The 15,585-nt window shown below is 47.4% G+C and carries 7 protein-coding genes, 1 tRNA gene and 2 rRNA genes; 1 reads left to right on the forward strand and 9 read right to left on the reverse strand.

Annotated features, from left to right (window positions below):
- Positions 1-8: 8 nt before the first annotated feature.
- From NSU15_RS27995 to NSU15_RS28005, 3 genes are all read right to left on the reverse strand, one after another.
- Positions 9-2,937: ribosomal RNA gene (locus tag NSU15_RS27995) — 23S ribosomal RNA — on the reverse strand.
- Between the two features lie 177 nt (positions 2,938-3,114).
- Positions 3,115-3,190 (reverse strand) — tRNA-Ala (locus tag NSU15_RS28000).
- A 101-nt stretch (positions 3,191-3,291) separates the two neighbouring features.
- A 16S ribosomal RNA gene (locus tag NSU15_RS28005) occupies positions 3,292-4,849 on the reverse strand.
- The 16S and 23S rRNA genes sit together here with 1 tRNA gene alongside, the layout of an rRNA operon.
- A gap of 414 nt (positions 4,850-5,263) precedes the next feature.
- Between NSU15_RS28005 and NSU15_RS28010 the strand changes: the two genes are divergently transcribed.
- Positions 5,264-6,520, forward strand: a complete 1,257-nt coding sequence (locus tag NSU15_RS28010; RefSeq protein ID WP_052414753.1) for an MFS transporter — start codon at positions 5,264-5,266, stop codon at positions 6,518-6,520.
- 20 nt (positions 6,521-6,540) lie between these two features.
- On the opposite strand, the gene NSU15_RS28015 is transcribed toward NSU15_RS28010, so the two are convergent.
- The 6 genes from NSU15_RS28015 to pcrA form a co-directional block, all read right to left on the reverse strand.
- Complete coding sequence (locus tag NSU15_RS28015) at positions 6,541-8,448, reverse strand: PBP1A family penicillin-binding protein (RefSeq protein WP_339288299.1); 1,908 nt, start codon at positions 8,446-8,448, stop codon at positions 6,541-6,543.
- Positions 8,445-9,044 carry a hypothetical protein gene (locus tag NSU15_RS28020; protein ID WP_339288301.1) on the reverse strand — a complete coding sequence of 200 codons (600 nt, stop codon included), beginning with the start codon at positions 9,042-9,044 and terminating at the stop codon, positions 8,445-8,447. Before NSU15_RS28020 ends, NSU15_RS28015 begins: the two co-directional genes overlap by 4 nt.
- 64 nt (positions 9,045-9,108) lie before the next feature.
- Complete coding sequence (locus NSU15_RS28025) at positions 9,109-10,221, reverse strand: HAMP domain-containing sensor histidine kinase (protein WP_042131254.1); 1,113 nt, start codon at positions 10,219-10,221, stop codon at positions 9,109-9,111.
- 19 nt (positions 10,222-10,240) lie between these two features.
- Positions 10,241-10,948: a response regulator transcription factor gene (locus NSU15_RS28030; protein ID WP_042131255.1), complete on the reverse strand. Its 708-nt coding sequence runs from the start codon at positions 10,946-10,948 to the stop codon at positions 10,241-10,243.
- 201 nt (positions 10,949-11,149) lie between these two features.
- Positions 11,150-13,162: an NAD-dependent DNA ligase LigA gene (ligA, locus tag NSU15_RS28035; protein WP_339288303.1), complete on the reverse strand. Its 2,013-nt coding sequence runs from the start codon at positions 13,160-13,162 to the stop codon at positions 11,150-11,152.
- Between the two features lie 77 nt (positions 13,163-13,239).
- Positions 13,240-15,579 carry a DNA helicase PcrA gene (gene pcrA, locus NSU15_RS28040; RefSeq protein WP_339288305.1) on the reverse strand — a complete coding sequence of 780 codons (2,340 nt, stop codon included), beginning with the start codon at positions 15,577-15,579 and terminating at the stop codon, positions 13,240-13,242.
- Positions 15,580-15,585: the final 6 nt, after the last annotated feature.

The following is a 15,585-nucleotide window of genomic DNA, read 5'->3' on the forward strand; positions in this document are numbered from 1 at the left end:
TTTAAGTATAGGATAAGCCCTCGACCGATTAGTATTGGTCAGCTCCATGCATTACTGCACTTCCACCTCCAACCTATCTACCTCGTCGTCTTCAAGGGGTCTTACTAATTGGGAAATCTCATCTTGAGGGGGGCTTCACGCTTAGATGCTTTCAGCGCTTATCCCGTCCGTACGTAGCTACCCAGCCATGCTTCTGGCGAAACAACTGGTGCACCAGCGGTACGTCCATCCCGGTCCTCTCGTACTAAGGACAGCTCCTCTCAAATTTCCTGCGCCCACGACAGATAGGGACCGAACTGTCTCACGACGTTCTGAACCCAGCTCGCGTACCGCTTTAATGGGCGAACAGCCCAACCCTTGGGACCTACTTCAGCCCCAGGATGCGATGAGCCGACATCGAGGTGCCAAACCTCCCCGTCGATGTGGACTCTTGGGGGAGATAAGCCTGTTATCCCCAGGGTAGCTTTTATCCGTTGAGCGATGGCCCTTCCATGCGGTACCACCGGATCACTAAGTCCGACTTTCGTCCCTGCTCGACTTGTAGGTCTCGCAGTCAAGCTCCCTTATGCCTTTGCACTCTTCGAATGATTTCCAACCATTCTGAGGGAACCTTGGAACGCCTCCGTTACTCTTTAGGAGGCGACCGCCCCAGTCAAACTGCCCGCCTGACACGGTCCCCGTACCCGATTAGGGCACTAGGTTAGAACCTAGATACGATCAGGGTGGTATCCCAACGGCGCCTCCACCGAAGCTTGCGCTCCGATTTCTACGGCTCCCACCTATCCTGTACAGATCGTACCCAAATTCAATATCAAGCTGCAGTAAAGCTCCATGGGGTCTTTCCGTCTTGTCGCGGGTAACCTGCATCTTCACAGGTATTAAAATTTCACCGGATCTCTCGTTGAGACAGCGCCCAAGTCGTTACGCCATTCGTGCGGGTCAGAATTTACCTGACAAGGAATTTCGCTACCTTAGGACCGTTATAGTTACGGCCGCCGTTTACTGGGGCTTCGGTTCATAGCTTCGGGTTACCCCTAACCACTCCCCTTAACCTTCCAGCACCGGGCAGGCGTCAGCCCGTATACTTCGCCTTGCGGCTTCGCACAGACCTGTGTTTTTGCTAAACAGTCGCTTGGGCCTTTTCACTGCGGCCCCCTCGTGCTATTCACACTACCGGGGCACCCCTTCTCCCGAAGTTACGGGGTCATTTTGCCGAGTTCCTTAACGAGAGTTCTTCCGCGCGCCTTAGAATTCTCTTCTCGCCTACCTGTGTCGGTTTGCGGTACGGGCACCTTCTCCTGGCTAGAGGCTTTTCTTGGCAGTGTGAGATCATGACCTTCGCTACTACAATTTTCGCTCCCCATCACAGCCCAGCCTTAACGATGTGCGGATTTGCCTACACATCAGCCTCACTGCTTAGACGGACATATCCATCAGTCCGCGTCACTACCCTCCTGCGTCACCCCATCGCTCATAGCGGATTACGGTGGTACAGTAATTTCAAACTGTTGTCCTTCGACTACGCCTTTCGGCCTCGCCTTAGGTCCCGACTTACCCTGAGCGGACGAGCCTTCCTCAGGAAACCTTGGGCTTTCGGCGGATCAGATTCTCACTGATCTTTTCGTTACTCATACCGGCATTCTCACTTGTATGCTGTCCAGCGCTCCTTACGGTACACCTTCAACCCACATACAACGCTCCCCTACCCCAGATACATTCGTATCTAGCCATAGCTTCGGTGGTGTGTTTAGCCCCGTTACATTTTCGGCGCAGAGTCACTCGACCAGTGAGCTATTACGCACTCTTTCAATGGTGGCTGCTTCTAAGCCAACATCCTGGTTGTCTGTGCAACTCCACATCCTTTCCCACTTAACACACACTTGGGGACCTTAGCTGATGGTCTGGGCTGTTTCCCTTTTGACAATGGATCTTAGCACTCACTGTCTGACTCCCGGCAATAAGTATATGGCATTCGGAGTTTGACTGAGCTTGGTAATCCTTGCGGACCCCGCACCCAATCAGTGCTCTACCTCCACTACTCTTATACCGAGGCTAGCCCTAAAGCTATTTCGGGGAGAACCAGCTATCTCCGAGTTCGATTGGAATTTCTCCGCTACCCCCACCTCATCCCCGCACTTTTCAACGTGCGTGGGTTCGGGCCTCCAGTGCGTGTTACCGCACCTTCACCCTGGACAGGGGTAGATCACACGGTTTCGGGTCTACGTCCACATACTGAGTCGCCCTATTCAGACTCGCTTTCGCTGCGGCTCCGTCTTCTCGACTTAACCTTGCATGTTAAACGTAACTCGCCGGTTCATTCTACAAAAGGCACGCCATCACCCATAAATAGGGCTCTGACTTTTTGTAAGCACACGGTTTCAGGTTCTATTTCACTCCCCTTCCGGGGTGCTTTTCACCTTTCCCTCACGGTACTGTTTCACTATCGGTCGCCAGGTAGTATTTAGCCTTAGCAGATGGTCCTGCTGGATTCATACGGGGTTTCACGTGCCCCGCACTACTCGGGATCCGTCTCGGAGAGAACACAGTTTAGGCTACAGGGCTTTTACCTCTATCGCGGGCCTTTCCAGACCTCTTCACCTACCATATTCCTTTGTAACTCCATGTGAGACGTCCCACAACCCCTAAGAGCAAGCTCTTAGGTTTAGGCTGTTCCGCGTTCGCTCGCCGCTACTGACGGAATCACTATTGTTTTCTCTTCCTCAGGGTACTTAGATGTTTCAGTTCCCCTGGTCTGCCTCTACATACCCTATGTATTCAGGTATGAGTAACTGCGAATTACCACAGCTGGGTTTCCCCATTCGGACACCCCCGGATCAAAGCTTGCTTACAGCTCCCCGAGGCAGTTTCGTTGTTCGCCACGTCCTTCGTCGGCTCCTGGCGCCTAGGCATCCTCCGTGTGCTCTTATTAGCTTAACCATGATTTTTCCGCAGGAAAATATCATACGATATCTCTCTTGGAATCATCTCACTAATAACATTTACTTGTTTGCACAAGTTGCTAAAAGATGTTCTAAAACGCAAATTCGTTTCGGTATCCAGTTTTCAAGGATCAAGATAAAACTATTCTAGACATAACAAATAGATGAAGTTTGTTGGTGGAGCCAAGCGGGATCGAACCGCTGACCTCCTGCTTGCAAGGCAGGCGCTCTCCCAGCTGAGCTATGGCCCCGCAAATTCCATCAAAACCGAACAAATGGATACGCGTTAAATAATTGTGGAAGTTTAACTTCCGATTTGAATGTCTTCATTGCAGAAGACGATTCTCCATAGAAAGGAGGTGATCCAGCCGCACCTTCCGATACGGCTACCTTGTTACGACTTCACCCCAATCATCTACCCCACCTTCGGCGGCTGGCTCCCTTGCGGGTTACCCCACCGACTTCGGGTGTTGTAAACTCTCGTGGTGTGACGGGCGGTGTGTACAAGACCCGGGAACGTATTCACCGCGGCATGCTGATCCGCGATTACTAGCAATTCCGACTTCATGCAGGCGAGTTGCAGCCTGCAATCCGAACTGAGACCGGCTTTGATGGGATTGGCTCCACCTCGCGGCTTCGCTTCCCGTTGTACCGGCCATTGTAGTACGTGTGTAGCCCAGGTCATAAGGGGCATGATGATTTGACGTCATCCCCACCTTCCTCCGGTTTGTCACCGGCAGTCACTCTAGAGTGCCCAACATTACTTGCTGGCAACTAAAGTTAAGGGTTGCGCTCGTTGCGGGACTTAACCCAACATCTCACGACACGAGCTGACGACAACCATGCACCACCTGTCTCCTCTGTCCCGAAGGCCGCTGCTATCTCTAGCAGATTCAGAGGGATGTCAAGACCTGGTAAGGTTCTTCGCGTTGCTTCGAATTAAACCACATACTCCACTGCTTGTGCGGGTCCCCGTCAATTCCTTTGAGTTTCAGTCTTGCGACCGTACTCCCCAGGCGGAGTGCTTACTGTGTTAACTTCGGCACCAAGGGTATCGAAACCCCTAACACCTAGCACTCATCGTTTACGGCGTGGACTACCAGGGTATCTAATCCTGTTTGCTCCCCACGCTTTCGCGCCTCAGCGTCAGTTACAGCCCAGAAAGTCGCCTTCGCCACTGGTGTTCCTCCACATATCTACGCATTTCACCGCTACACGTGGAATTCCACTTTCCTCTTCTGTACTCAAGTCACCCAGTTTCCAGTGCGACCTTAGGTTGAGCCCAAGGTTTAAACACCAGACTTAAATGACCGCCTGCGCGCGCTTTACGCCCAATAATTCCGGACAACGCTTGCCCCCTACGTATTACCGCGGCTGCTGGCACGTAGTTAGCCGGGGCTTTCTTCTCAGGTACCGTCACTCCGGTAGCAGTTACTCTACCGGACGTTCTTCCCTGGCAACAGAGCTTTACGATCCGAAAACCTTCATCACTCACGCGGCGTTGCTCCGTCAGACTTTCGTCCATTGCGGAAGATTCCCTACTGCTGCCTCCCGTAGGAGTCTGGGCCGTGTCTCAGTCCCAGTGTGGCCGTTCACCCTCTCAGGTCGGCTACGCATCGTCGCCTTGGTGGGCCGTTACCCCACCAACTAGCTAATGCGCCGCAGGCCCATCCCCAAGTGACAGATTGCTCCGTCTTTCATTCTTCCTTCAGGAGAAAAAAGAAATTATCCGGTATTAGCTACCGTTTCCGGTAGTTATCCCAGTCTAAGGGGCAGGTTGCCTACGTGTTACTCACCCGTCCGCCGCTAAGTCATTTTGAAAGCAAGCTTTCAAAATGACTCCGCTCGACTTGCATGTATTAGGCACGCCGCCAGCGTTCGTCCTGAGCCAGGATCAAACTCTCCAATTAGTATTGAAAAGAGCGATATGCTCATTTTGAAACTGACGATTCATTAAATGAATCTTTTAAAAATTAACGCGTTCCATTTGTTCAGTTTTCAAAGAACTTGCTCCCAGCATTTCGACATTCAATGTCTCTTGCACAGGAATTTGAGTATATCATGTTTTCGTATTTCTTGTCAACTTATTTTTTCATCGTTTGTGTTTCATTTGTTCGATGCGTCATAAGCACAAGAGATAATATACCATGCGGTTCTTATGTTTGCAAGCTTTTTTTGAAATAAAAAATTATCGACGCATAAATACTTTCAAACCAGCACAAACCAACACAAATTGATTCCAATCATCCGTTATCTGTGGCTAAATAGAACTTATCGCAATCCCATATATTAACTTCGAATGATACGTACAGAGAGGAGTCTAAATGAAAAACCAACCATCTAGTGCTGCGACCCCAACAAACACTAAGGACAAGGAGCAGCGTAATCTGCAGCAAGCAACAATCTATAAGATTTTGCTGGCAGTCAGCTTTGTTCATTTATTTAATGATTCTATTCAGGCAGTTATCCCTGCAATCTTCCCTATTCTCAAAGATAACTTATTGCTCTCCTTTGCTCAGATCGGATGGATCTCCTTTGCCCTAAATATGACGTCCTCAGTTATCCAACCAGTCATCGGGTATGCTGCTGACCGCAAGCCTCGTCCTATATTATTACCACTAGGCATGTGCAGCACATTTTTAGGCGTACTTTTATTGGCTTTTGCCAACAACTATATCCTTGTATTGTTTTCCGTCATGCTAATCGGCTTTGGATCAGCTACTTTTCATCCGGAAGGCATGCGTGTAGCTCATATGGCTGCCGGGCAGCGGAAAGGCCTTTCGCAATCCATTTTTCAAGTCGGCGGTAATGCTGGGCAATCTTTAGGTCCAATGCTCACGAAATGGATATTCATCCCCTTTGGGCAGATTGGGGCACTTGGTTTCACTATCGTCGCAGCTGCCGGTATCGTCGTCCAGACTTACGTTGCTCGCTGGTATCGGGAGATGCTGGATGCGGGATATACATTTCATAAGAAATCAACAGCTCGTGCAATCGATCCTGCCCGCCGCAAAAGTATTCGAACAGCAACAATTATCCTTGTCTTCCTAGTCTTTGTAAGGTCATGGTACGGCGCTTCTATCGGCAGTTACTACGCTTTCTATTTAATGGACAAATACCAAATGACACTTGATAAAGCCCAAATCTACATTTTCATGTATTTAGCGGCTGGTGCCATTGGTACATTCTTTGGAGGCCCCTTGGCGGACCGCTTCGGACGGCGTAATCTCATTCTTCTCTCTATGGTCGGAACAGTACCCTTCGCGCTGGCTCTCCCCTTTGTGAACCAAATGTGGGCCGCTATACTCCTACTGATTGGCGGTTTCATCCTTTTGTCCAGCTTCTCTGTTACTGTAATCTATGCTCAGATGCTTTATCCAGGGAATATCGGAACAGTCTCAGGGTTAATCACCGGTCTTGCTTTTGGTCTCGGGGGAATTGGCTCCTTGGTACTCGGCAATCTGATTGACAGCATTGGGATTTCAAAAGTGTTTATAGCTTGTGGCTTCCTGCCTCTTCTCGGTTTCCTCGCTCTCCTGCTTCCTAGAGATGAGAAACTAGAAGAATGGGCCGCTCAATAAACATCAATAACATCATAGAATCAATAATTACTTAGCGCTTTACTCATCACTGTAGAAAATAGAGCGGCAGCCTTCCCGCTGCCCTCTGTCATATAATTATCCTTATTTGTACGATCAAACCCCATCCACACTGCAGCTGTCCATTCCGAAGTATAACCAACAAACCATAGATCCCGATTTGCTTTCTTGCTCACACCTGGCAGGTCCAATTGAGTTGTTCCGGTTTTCCCTGCTACGGGTCTGTTCATTTGTGCCTTTTTGCCGGTTCCTTCATTGACAACACTACGCAGCATATTCGTCATTGCATCTGCTGTTCGTTGCGATATTACCTGACGTGATACAGTGGGATGTGTATATACGACTTTCCCTCCTGCATTAGTTATCGAGCGCACCATATGAGCCTCATTGAATTTACCTCCATTAGCAAAGACACCGTAGGCCTGTGTCATTTTAAGTGGAGATACCCCTTTATGAAGCCCTCCTAAAGCTATTGATAAATGGTTGTCCTCTTCCGTCAGTACTATTCCTAATTTCGCGGCAAATTGCCGTGCAGAAGAGATTCCAACCTGCTTCAAAAGCCAAACGGCTGGCGCATTCACGGATTTTTGCAGCGCTCTACTCATTGTAATTTGACCTTGATACACACCATTCAAATTCTCAGGTACATAGTTGCCATAAGCATATTTATGATCAGACAGTATACTATTTGGGCTATACTTCCCGCTCTCTAGCGCGGGTCCATAATCAATGATCGGCTTGAAGCTGGAGCCTGGCTGCCGCGCATCAATTGTAGCTCTGTTCAAGCTCCCCTCGTTTTGTTCACGCCCACCAATCAGTGCCACCACTTCACCTGTACGATGATCCATGATGGTCATAGCTGCTTCCACCTGTTGATCTTTTCCATCGGGTGGGAAAGAAGACGCCTTAAGAAAAGCCTGTTCAAGCGCCTGCTGCGCTTTAATATTCAACCCTGTAACGATAGTGTAGCCTCCCGTTCGAAGCTCTTCTACAGACTTTCCAGTGATCTGAGACGCTTCCTTAAGCGCAGCATCCACATAATGCACGCCAATGACTTCTACTTTGTTCGCAGCCGGAGGTTGATACTGTTTATCTCTGGCCTCCATCATTTGTTCAGTAGTGATCAGTCCTTGATCTAGCATGATCTGTAGAACGAGATCCCTTCTTGTTTTGGATAATGTACTATTGTCTACCGGATTATAAATAGACGGTCCTTTAGGAATTCCCGCAAGGGTGGCTATTTGCCATATCTCTAGTTTTTTCAAATCAGATACACCGAAGTAACGCTCGGCAGCTGCTTTCACTCCATACTGTCCTCGTCCCATATAAATTTGATTGAGATAAAGTCCCAGAATTTCATGTTTAGATAGCTGCCGCTCCAAAGCAAGCGCAATGGATGCTTCGTTCAGCTTACGTATGACATTCTTGTTCCTGTTCAAATAAAGATTGCGAGCAAGCTGCTGAGTGATGCTGCTTCCGCCCTCGGAGAGATCCATATCCACAACATTATTCAAAAAGGCGCGAGATATCCCTTTGTAATCTATTCCCTGATGGCTATAGAAACGACGGTCCTCCACTGCTAAAAATGTATTTATCAATAATGCAGGCATCTCCTCCAGCTCTGCTAGATATCTATACCCAGAGCCTGGTAAAGGGATCATTCTTAATGTCGTCCCATCCGAGGTCTTAATGATACTCGATTCCGGCAGTTGAAGTTTATCCTCTTGTTGTTTAACCACTTGTCCGCCGTATTGAAATAAGTAAAGCAAACCCACAAGCGCTATTATTATTCCAATGACACTCGCATCAAAAAATAAATATCCCAGACGGAGTATCCGAGTACGCACGATCCATCTGCCCTCTTTGTCAGAATGGCGTTCACTTAGTTTTTTTTCGGTAACGGCACTCATGATTCTACAATCAGGTTCTCTAGGAACCGCTCCATACTACGGGCTTCAACATTTGCCGCTTCAAGAAGTGCGTGCGCTTCTGCCCCATCATCTGTAATGTCAGCCTCTTCTACCTCACGGAGAGTACGGAGAATTGCCCGAGTTCTAATCAATAAAGCTACAGCTGGTGTATCTTGCATCGTTTCTGGTGCTAAACCTCTATTCGGAACTTCAATTCTTTGCATACGATTCAGGTTAGCGGCGATTTGGCCTAATTCTCCTCCAGAGAGGACCTTAATTTCTTTTGTTGCTCCCTTGTCTGCCAACTCTGAGGTCCCAACCAATACGGTGTGCAAATCATCGGAAATTTTCTGTGAACGTAGAATAAACAGACCGCTGAAGAGCAGAACAAATAGAATAACAGCACAGGGGATTTTTCCAATATGATTAATGACCCAGTGGGTAAGACGGACAAAAAAAGCGCCTGATTGCCCCGAATAATGAGCATACAACAAAGCAACACCCCGCTGGACAACAAAAAGAAAGGCAGCACTCAAAAGAGCACTCCCTATAAAAATATAAAGATAGTGAATACGAATCGTCTGAAGTTTGTGCATAGTAATCCCCTCCTTGTGCTAACAAGGATATCTTCCAAATCTTAAGAACCCGCCAAGAGTTTTCTTAAGATTCTCTGAAGAATGGGAAATGGGTAATGAAATCCGTTCTAAGGGGGGAGCTTTCTACATAAATAACGCCATTATGGCGTTCAATGATACTTTTTGAAATGGCAAGACCTAGGCCCGAACCACCTGTATGCTGTGAACGGGACTTCTCTGCCCGATAGAATCGTTCAAAAATATAAGGGATATCACTCTCTGCAATCATCTCTCCAAAGTTACTAATGCGAACAACCGCTTCATTCCCCTTTTTACTGAAACCAATCTCCACTTTTCCGCCGCTTCTACCGTAACGGATCGCGTTCGTAATCAAATTCTCATAAGCACGAACTAACTCTTTAGGGGAAGCTTCTATCCATAACTCATCTGCTTGGTCATCGATCTCATAGGTCATTTCAGCCTTTGTTAGTTCGGGAACGGATTCCTCCGCTAACTGCCGTATAAAGGCTTTTAAATCTAATCTCTCCAGAACCAGAGGGTATTCTCCACTATTAACACGTGTATATTCAAAAAGATCGTCGATCAGTTTACGCAGCACAAGCGATTTGTTGTAGGCTATACTCACGTAATAACGTATTTCTACTTCTTCCTGACATCGATCCTGCTCGATATACTCCAGAAAACCGAGGACAGAGGTAAGCGGGGTTCTTAAATCATGTGAAACACCAGTGATCAAATCATTTTTCGCGTTCACAGCTTTACGTTCCTCCTCCACGGAGTGCTGCAAACGTTCAGCCATTTCATTAATATTCTCAGCCAGCACTCCCAGCTCGTCCGTGGTTCTAACTTCAATTCGGTGCGACATCCCAGAGCTTGTGATTTCCCGAATCCCTTTGGTGATCTCCTCCAGATAAAGTACTACTTTACGAGTATAGATAAAAAAGAATAGCAAAAAGCTGATAATACCAGCGGCGGTCAGCAGTGGCATAGAACCAATATGATTAATGATCCAGCGTAAGATACGTGAATAGGGAGCCGACTCTGACGCTGGATTCAAATAGATCATGAAATTAACGAGCTGGTAACCTGCAAACAGCAGTAATCCACCGGAAAGCACACTAAGCAAAAAGGCGTATATAAACTTCCAACGAATCGTAGTTATATATTTGGAATTCAAGAAGCCTCACCTAATCCTTTCAGGAAGGTCCATCTAATTTATACCCAACTCCCCAGACGGTTTGTATATAACGCGGGCGCTTCGAATCCACTTCGATTTTGTCGCGGAGGTTACGAATATGTACCATAACAGTATTACCCCCATCTAAAAATGGTTCGTTCCAAACCTTATCGTATATCTGCTCTAAGCTGAGCACTTGACCTTGGTGCCTTGCCAAAAGCTCTAAAATAGAAAATTCCCGAGGAGTCAGCTTAATCTTCTGCTGGTCTATATGTACCTCATGCTTAGACGTATCTATAGTTAAATCTTCAAAGCTCAGTTTGTTGTCAGTTCCCAAGCTATTACTTTCTTTATTGAAGGCGTGGTAACGACGTAGCTGTGACTTCACTCTAGCTACAATCTCCAAAGGATTAAACGGCTTGCCCACGTAGTCGTCCGCTCCTATGCTGAGTCCTGAGATTTTGTCCATATCGGTATTTTTGGCTGAAAGAATGATAATTGGCATCTTCCGCTCTTCACGGATCTTCATACACGCAACTAGTCCATCCATCTTAGGCATCATGACATCAAGAATGATTAAATCTACTTCTTCCTTCTGCAGACACGCCAGCGCTTCCATTCCATCATAGGCTTTAAGCAGCCGATAACCCTCATTACAGAGGTATATCGATAATAGCTCGACTATTTCCTTCTCATCATCTACTAACAATATCGTCTCTCTCTTCACGGAAGGGGTTTCCTTTCAATTATAGTAATAATATCTATAGCTTCTATATTAGCAGATCAATCGAACGATTTTCCTCGAAAATAGAAACATGTACTTACAATCGCATGACAATAAAGTAGGTTACGCAAAAAAGGGCACCCGCTCCTCTCGTACTTAAACGAAATGGAACGGGTACCCTTTTAGGATCTATTGAAAATATGCTTACATCTCCAGCAATCGAATCAGCTCATCCTCATCTTCAATGACTTGAATGCCTAACTGCTGTGCCTTGGCCAGTTTACTGCCTGCCTTCTCTCCGGCAATAACCAAATCGGTCTTCTTGGATACACTTCCGGATACCTTTGCTCCAAGCGCTTCTAAGCGCTCAGCCGCTTCGTCACGTGTAAGCTTTTGTAATGAACCGGTCAACACTACAGTTTTTCCACTAAAGAAGGAATCGGTATTAACAGAACGCGGTGCTTCAGGGGCCTTTGCTTCAACACCCAAAGCTCGCAAGCGAGCAACATTTGCCACCACAACAGGATCTGCGAAGAAATTAACAATACTCTCGGCGACAATCCCACCAATGTCCGGTAACTCGGCGAGTTCCTCCGCTTTAGCCTGCATTACAGCATCCAGATCGCGGAAATGATCAGCCAGCATCTTGGTTGTTGCTTTACCTGTGTTAGGGATTCCTAACGCAAATAAGAATGACGCGAGATCGCGCCCTTTACTATCCTCTAACGCTTGCAGCAAATTCTGCGCTTTTTTCTCCCCAAAACGGTTCAACTGTACAAGCTGTTCAAAAGACAATTCATACAGATCCGCAGAGTCATGTACATTAAGCTCGTCGTAGAGCTGACCTGCCGTCTTCTCACTAAACGTCTCAATATCCATCGCATCACGAGAAGCGAAATGGGTGATCCGACTAATAATTTGCGGTCTACAGTTCAGCTTATTATTACAGAAAAGATGCGCACCGCGCATTTCTAGCGGATATCCGCAAGCCGGGCAGTCCTCAGGAAAAATAATTTCTCCTCCGTCATTCTCCTCTGTTACCTTACCGAGAATTTCCGGGATAACATCATTAGAACGCCGAATAAACACTCGAGCGCCTAAGGCGAATTTCAAGTTTTTGCGCTCAATATCGCCTACATTATTTAATGTGCAATTTTGTACGGTAACTCCAGCAAGTTCTACGGCTTCAACACGAGCCAGCGGAGTCACTTTGCCTGTACGTCCTACATTCCAGCTAACAGACTCAAGCACGGTCGTTGTTTCTTCAGCCTCAAATTTATAAGCCACTGCCCAGCGGGGGAACTTATCAGTGTAACCAAGAACTTCTCGAATACGGAAATCAGTCACCTTGATTACAGCTCCATCAATGAGGTAATCAAGACTCGAACGACTCTCCTCGATTCCAGCAAGCTGTTCGGTCACATCATCGAAATCATTACAGTAAGTCAAATAAGGATTTACTTTGAATTTGTTATTCCGCAGAAAATCCATCATCTCCTGATGATCGGCGAATTCTACACCTTCTGCAAAACCTACATTATAGAAATATGCATTCAAACGACGTTCTGCAGTAGTCTTCGGGTTTAGATTGCGCAGTGCACCTGCTGCTGCATTACGCGCATTCTTCAGCGGCTCTGCAGCCCGTGTATTATAATCAGCTAGCACAGACAGATTCATAATCCCTTCACCTTGAACCTCAATGACCCCTTCTTTAAAAGGAATCGTTAATGGAACAGACTTAATGGTCTTCACCTGCGCAAGGATTCCTTCACCAATGACACCATTACCACGCGTCGATGCCTGTTCAAGAACGCCATTTCGATAGGTTAAATTCAGCGTTAAGCCATCGAACTTCAGCTCTACTGCATAACAAGGATCAGGAAGAGGGTTGTCTGGATTCTTAAGATTGTACTCATTCACTAACCGGAGTACCCGCGTATTCCAGCTCCGCAGCTGTTCAATATTCTGTGCTTTATCGAGACTCCAAAGCGGAGCCAGATGCCGATGCGGCGTGAAGCCCTTAAGCAGCTCTCCACCTACACGTTGTGTAGGTGAATCCGGTAGTACGAAGCCACTCTCAGCCTCCAGCGCTACAAGCTTGTCGTATAAAACATCGTATTCCTTATCACTGACTAGCGGAGCATCCAGCGTGTAGTAGTGGTAATTATAATTATTTAACTCCGCAACAAGCTCTTCCATCACATGCATAGCATCCATGCAGGTACATCCCTCCGTCAATAAGTTTCCTAATGTTAGCGTGGTCTAAATATCCGTTCGTTAATCGTTTCCTACTATTATTCCACCCTGGTAATCGGTGCAAACCCTGCAAGCAGTCGTTTTACACCCACTGGTGCCGGGAAAGCAATCTGCAGCTCCGTGTCATTCCCGGTGCCCTTAACAGCCACAACGGTACCGGTGCCCCATTTGCCGTGTGAAACCTTATCACCCGCTTTGTATTCGCCAGCTGCTGCAGCACCTGATCCAGTAGCGCGCTGAGCGCCTCCTGAGGTTACGGTCACGCTGCTTTTGCTTGTCGCTGCGGACGCTGTGCTTCCGCTGCCAATCGGTGCCGCACCAGCGGCTCCACTTCGGCCGCCGAAGTTCCCACGACTGCCGCCACTGAAGCCGCGTCCACCGTAAGCACCGCCTACCTCCGAGCCTCCACGTTGGAAACGGTCCTGCGTCTTAGCGGTATCTTCCTTCAGTTCCTCTGGAATCTCTTCAATGAAGCGGGACGGCTGATTCGCCGTCGTCCGCCCAAAGAGCGTACGCATCCGCGCGCAAGAGAGAAACAATTGTTTCTCGGCGCGGGTGATTCCTACATACGCAAGGCGGCGTTCCTCTTCAAGCTCGTCGTTATCTTGGAAAGCACGGCTGTGCGGGAACACGCCTTCTTCCATCCCGACAATAAACACCGTTGGGAACTCCAGACCTTTGGCGCTGTGCATCGTCATCAGGACTACAGCGTCACTACGGTCCTCTTCATCATCATTTACACTATCAATATCTGCGATAAGCGCGAGATCCGTGAGGAAGGAGACAAGCGACTTGTCCTCGTTATTCTTTTCAAACTCCATCGTCACCGACAGGAACTCATCGATGTTCTCTAGTCGCGAGCGAGATTCGAGTGTGTTTTCATTTTGCAGCTCCAAACGATACTGCGACATCTCTAGTATTTTTTCCGTCAGTTCGGTTACGGACAAGAACTCCACCATACGATGCAGAGCTTCAATCATATCGTAGAACTCTACTAGCATATTCCGCGTCCGCCCAGCAAAGCCCAAATCATCTACAGTTTGCAGTACGCGGAAAATAGAAACACCACGCTCAGCAGCCGCAGCTGCCAGCTTGCCAACCGTTGTATCCCCTAATCCCCGCTTAGGTACATTAATAATACGCGTCAGGCTGATATCATCATCAGGATTTGACAGCAGGCGTAAATAAGCGAGCAGATCCTTGATTTCTTTACGATCATAGAACTTAATCCCGCCTACGATTTGATATGGAATATCAGATTTAATTAGAATTTCCTCGATTACCCGTGACTGGGCATTTGTACGATACAGTATCGCATGATTCTGATAGGCCTGACCCTGTTTCACATTTTTGCTGATTTCTCCGGTTACAAAGTAACCTTCATCATGCTCGGAGTCCGCCCGGTACACCTTAATCTTGGCGCCTTCCTCGGAATCGGTCCACAGCTTCTTCGGCTTACGTCCACTATTGAGTGCGATCACACCATTGGCTGCATTCAGGATATTAGCAGTTGAACGGTAGTTCTGCTCAAGAAGAATGGTCTTCGCTTCTGGATAGTCCTCTTCAAAATTAAGAATGTTTGTAATATCCGCTCCGCGCCAGCGATAAATCGACTGATCACTATCCCCTACCACACAAATCCGGTGGTGGCTGTCAGCGAGCATACGGCACAACATATACTGTGCTCTGTTCGTATCCTGATACTCATCCACGTGGATGTATTTGAATTTCTTTTGGTAGAAATCAAGGACCTCGGGAACTTCCTTAAACAGTTCAATGGTCTTCATAATTAAATCATCAAAATCAAGCGAGTTATTGCTTCTTAGACGCCTTTGATACATCTTATATACCTTTGCAACTAAGCCTTCAAAATAATCGCCAACCTTCTGCTCATACTGCGCCGGAGTGATCAGCTCATTCTTCGATGCGCTAATGATGGCCTGCACAGCTTTTGGTTCGAATTTCTTCGTATCAATATTCAGTTCCTTCATACAGTTACGTATTACGGATAGCTGATCTGTAGAGTCCAGAATGGAGAAGTTGGAGGTAAAACCAATCCGCTCGATATCCTTCCGCAAAATCCGAACACACATAGAGTGAAAGGTGGATACCCAGATATCTCTTCCCTCAGGTCCGACAAGCTTAGATACACGTTCCTGCATTTCCCGCGCAGCTTTATTCGTAAACGTAATCGCCAAAATCGCCCAAGGCGGCGCCTTTCGATTGGCAATCAGCCAGGCAATTCTGTGAGTCAACACTCTCGTCTTCCCACTGCCCGCACCAGCCATAATCAAAAGTGGTCCTTCAGTAGTTTCGACAGCCTGTCTTTGTGGAGGATTCAGTCGACTTACTGCGTCTTGTATGCTAATAAGTTGCATGTGTAA

Source organism: Paenibacillus sp. FSL E2-0201 (genome assembly GCF_037963325.1).
Classification (GTDB): Bacteria; Bacillota; Bacilli; order Paenibacillales; family Paenibacillaceae; genus Paenibacillus_AQ.

Coding starts and splice junctions, on each gene's coding strand:
- NSU15_RS28010 (WP_052414753.1), top strand. CDS start 5,264: ATGAAAAACCAACCATCTAGTGCTGCGACCCCAACAAACACTAAGGAC.
- NSU15_RS28015 (WP_339288299.1), bottom strand. CDS start 8,448: ATGAGTGCCGTTACCGAAAAAAAACTAAGTGAACGCCATTCTGACAAA.
- NSU15_RS28020 (WP_339288301.1), bottom strand. CDS start 9,044: ATGCACAAACTTCAGACGATTCGTATTCACTATCTTTATATTTTTATA.
- ligA (WP_339288303.1), bottom strand. CDS start 13,162: ATGGATGCTATGCATGTGATGGAAGAGCTTGTTGCGGAGTTAAATAAT.
- pcrA (WP_339288305.1), bottom strand. CDS start 15,579: ATGCAACTTATTAGCATACAAGACGCAGTAAGTCGACTGAATCCTCCA.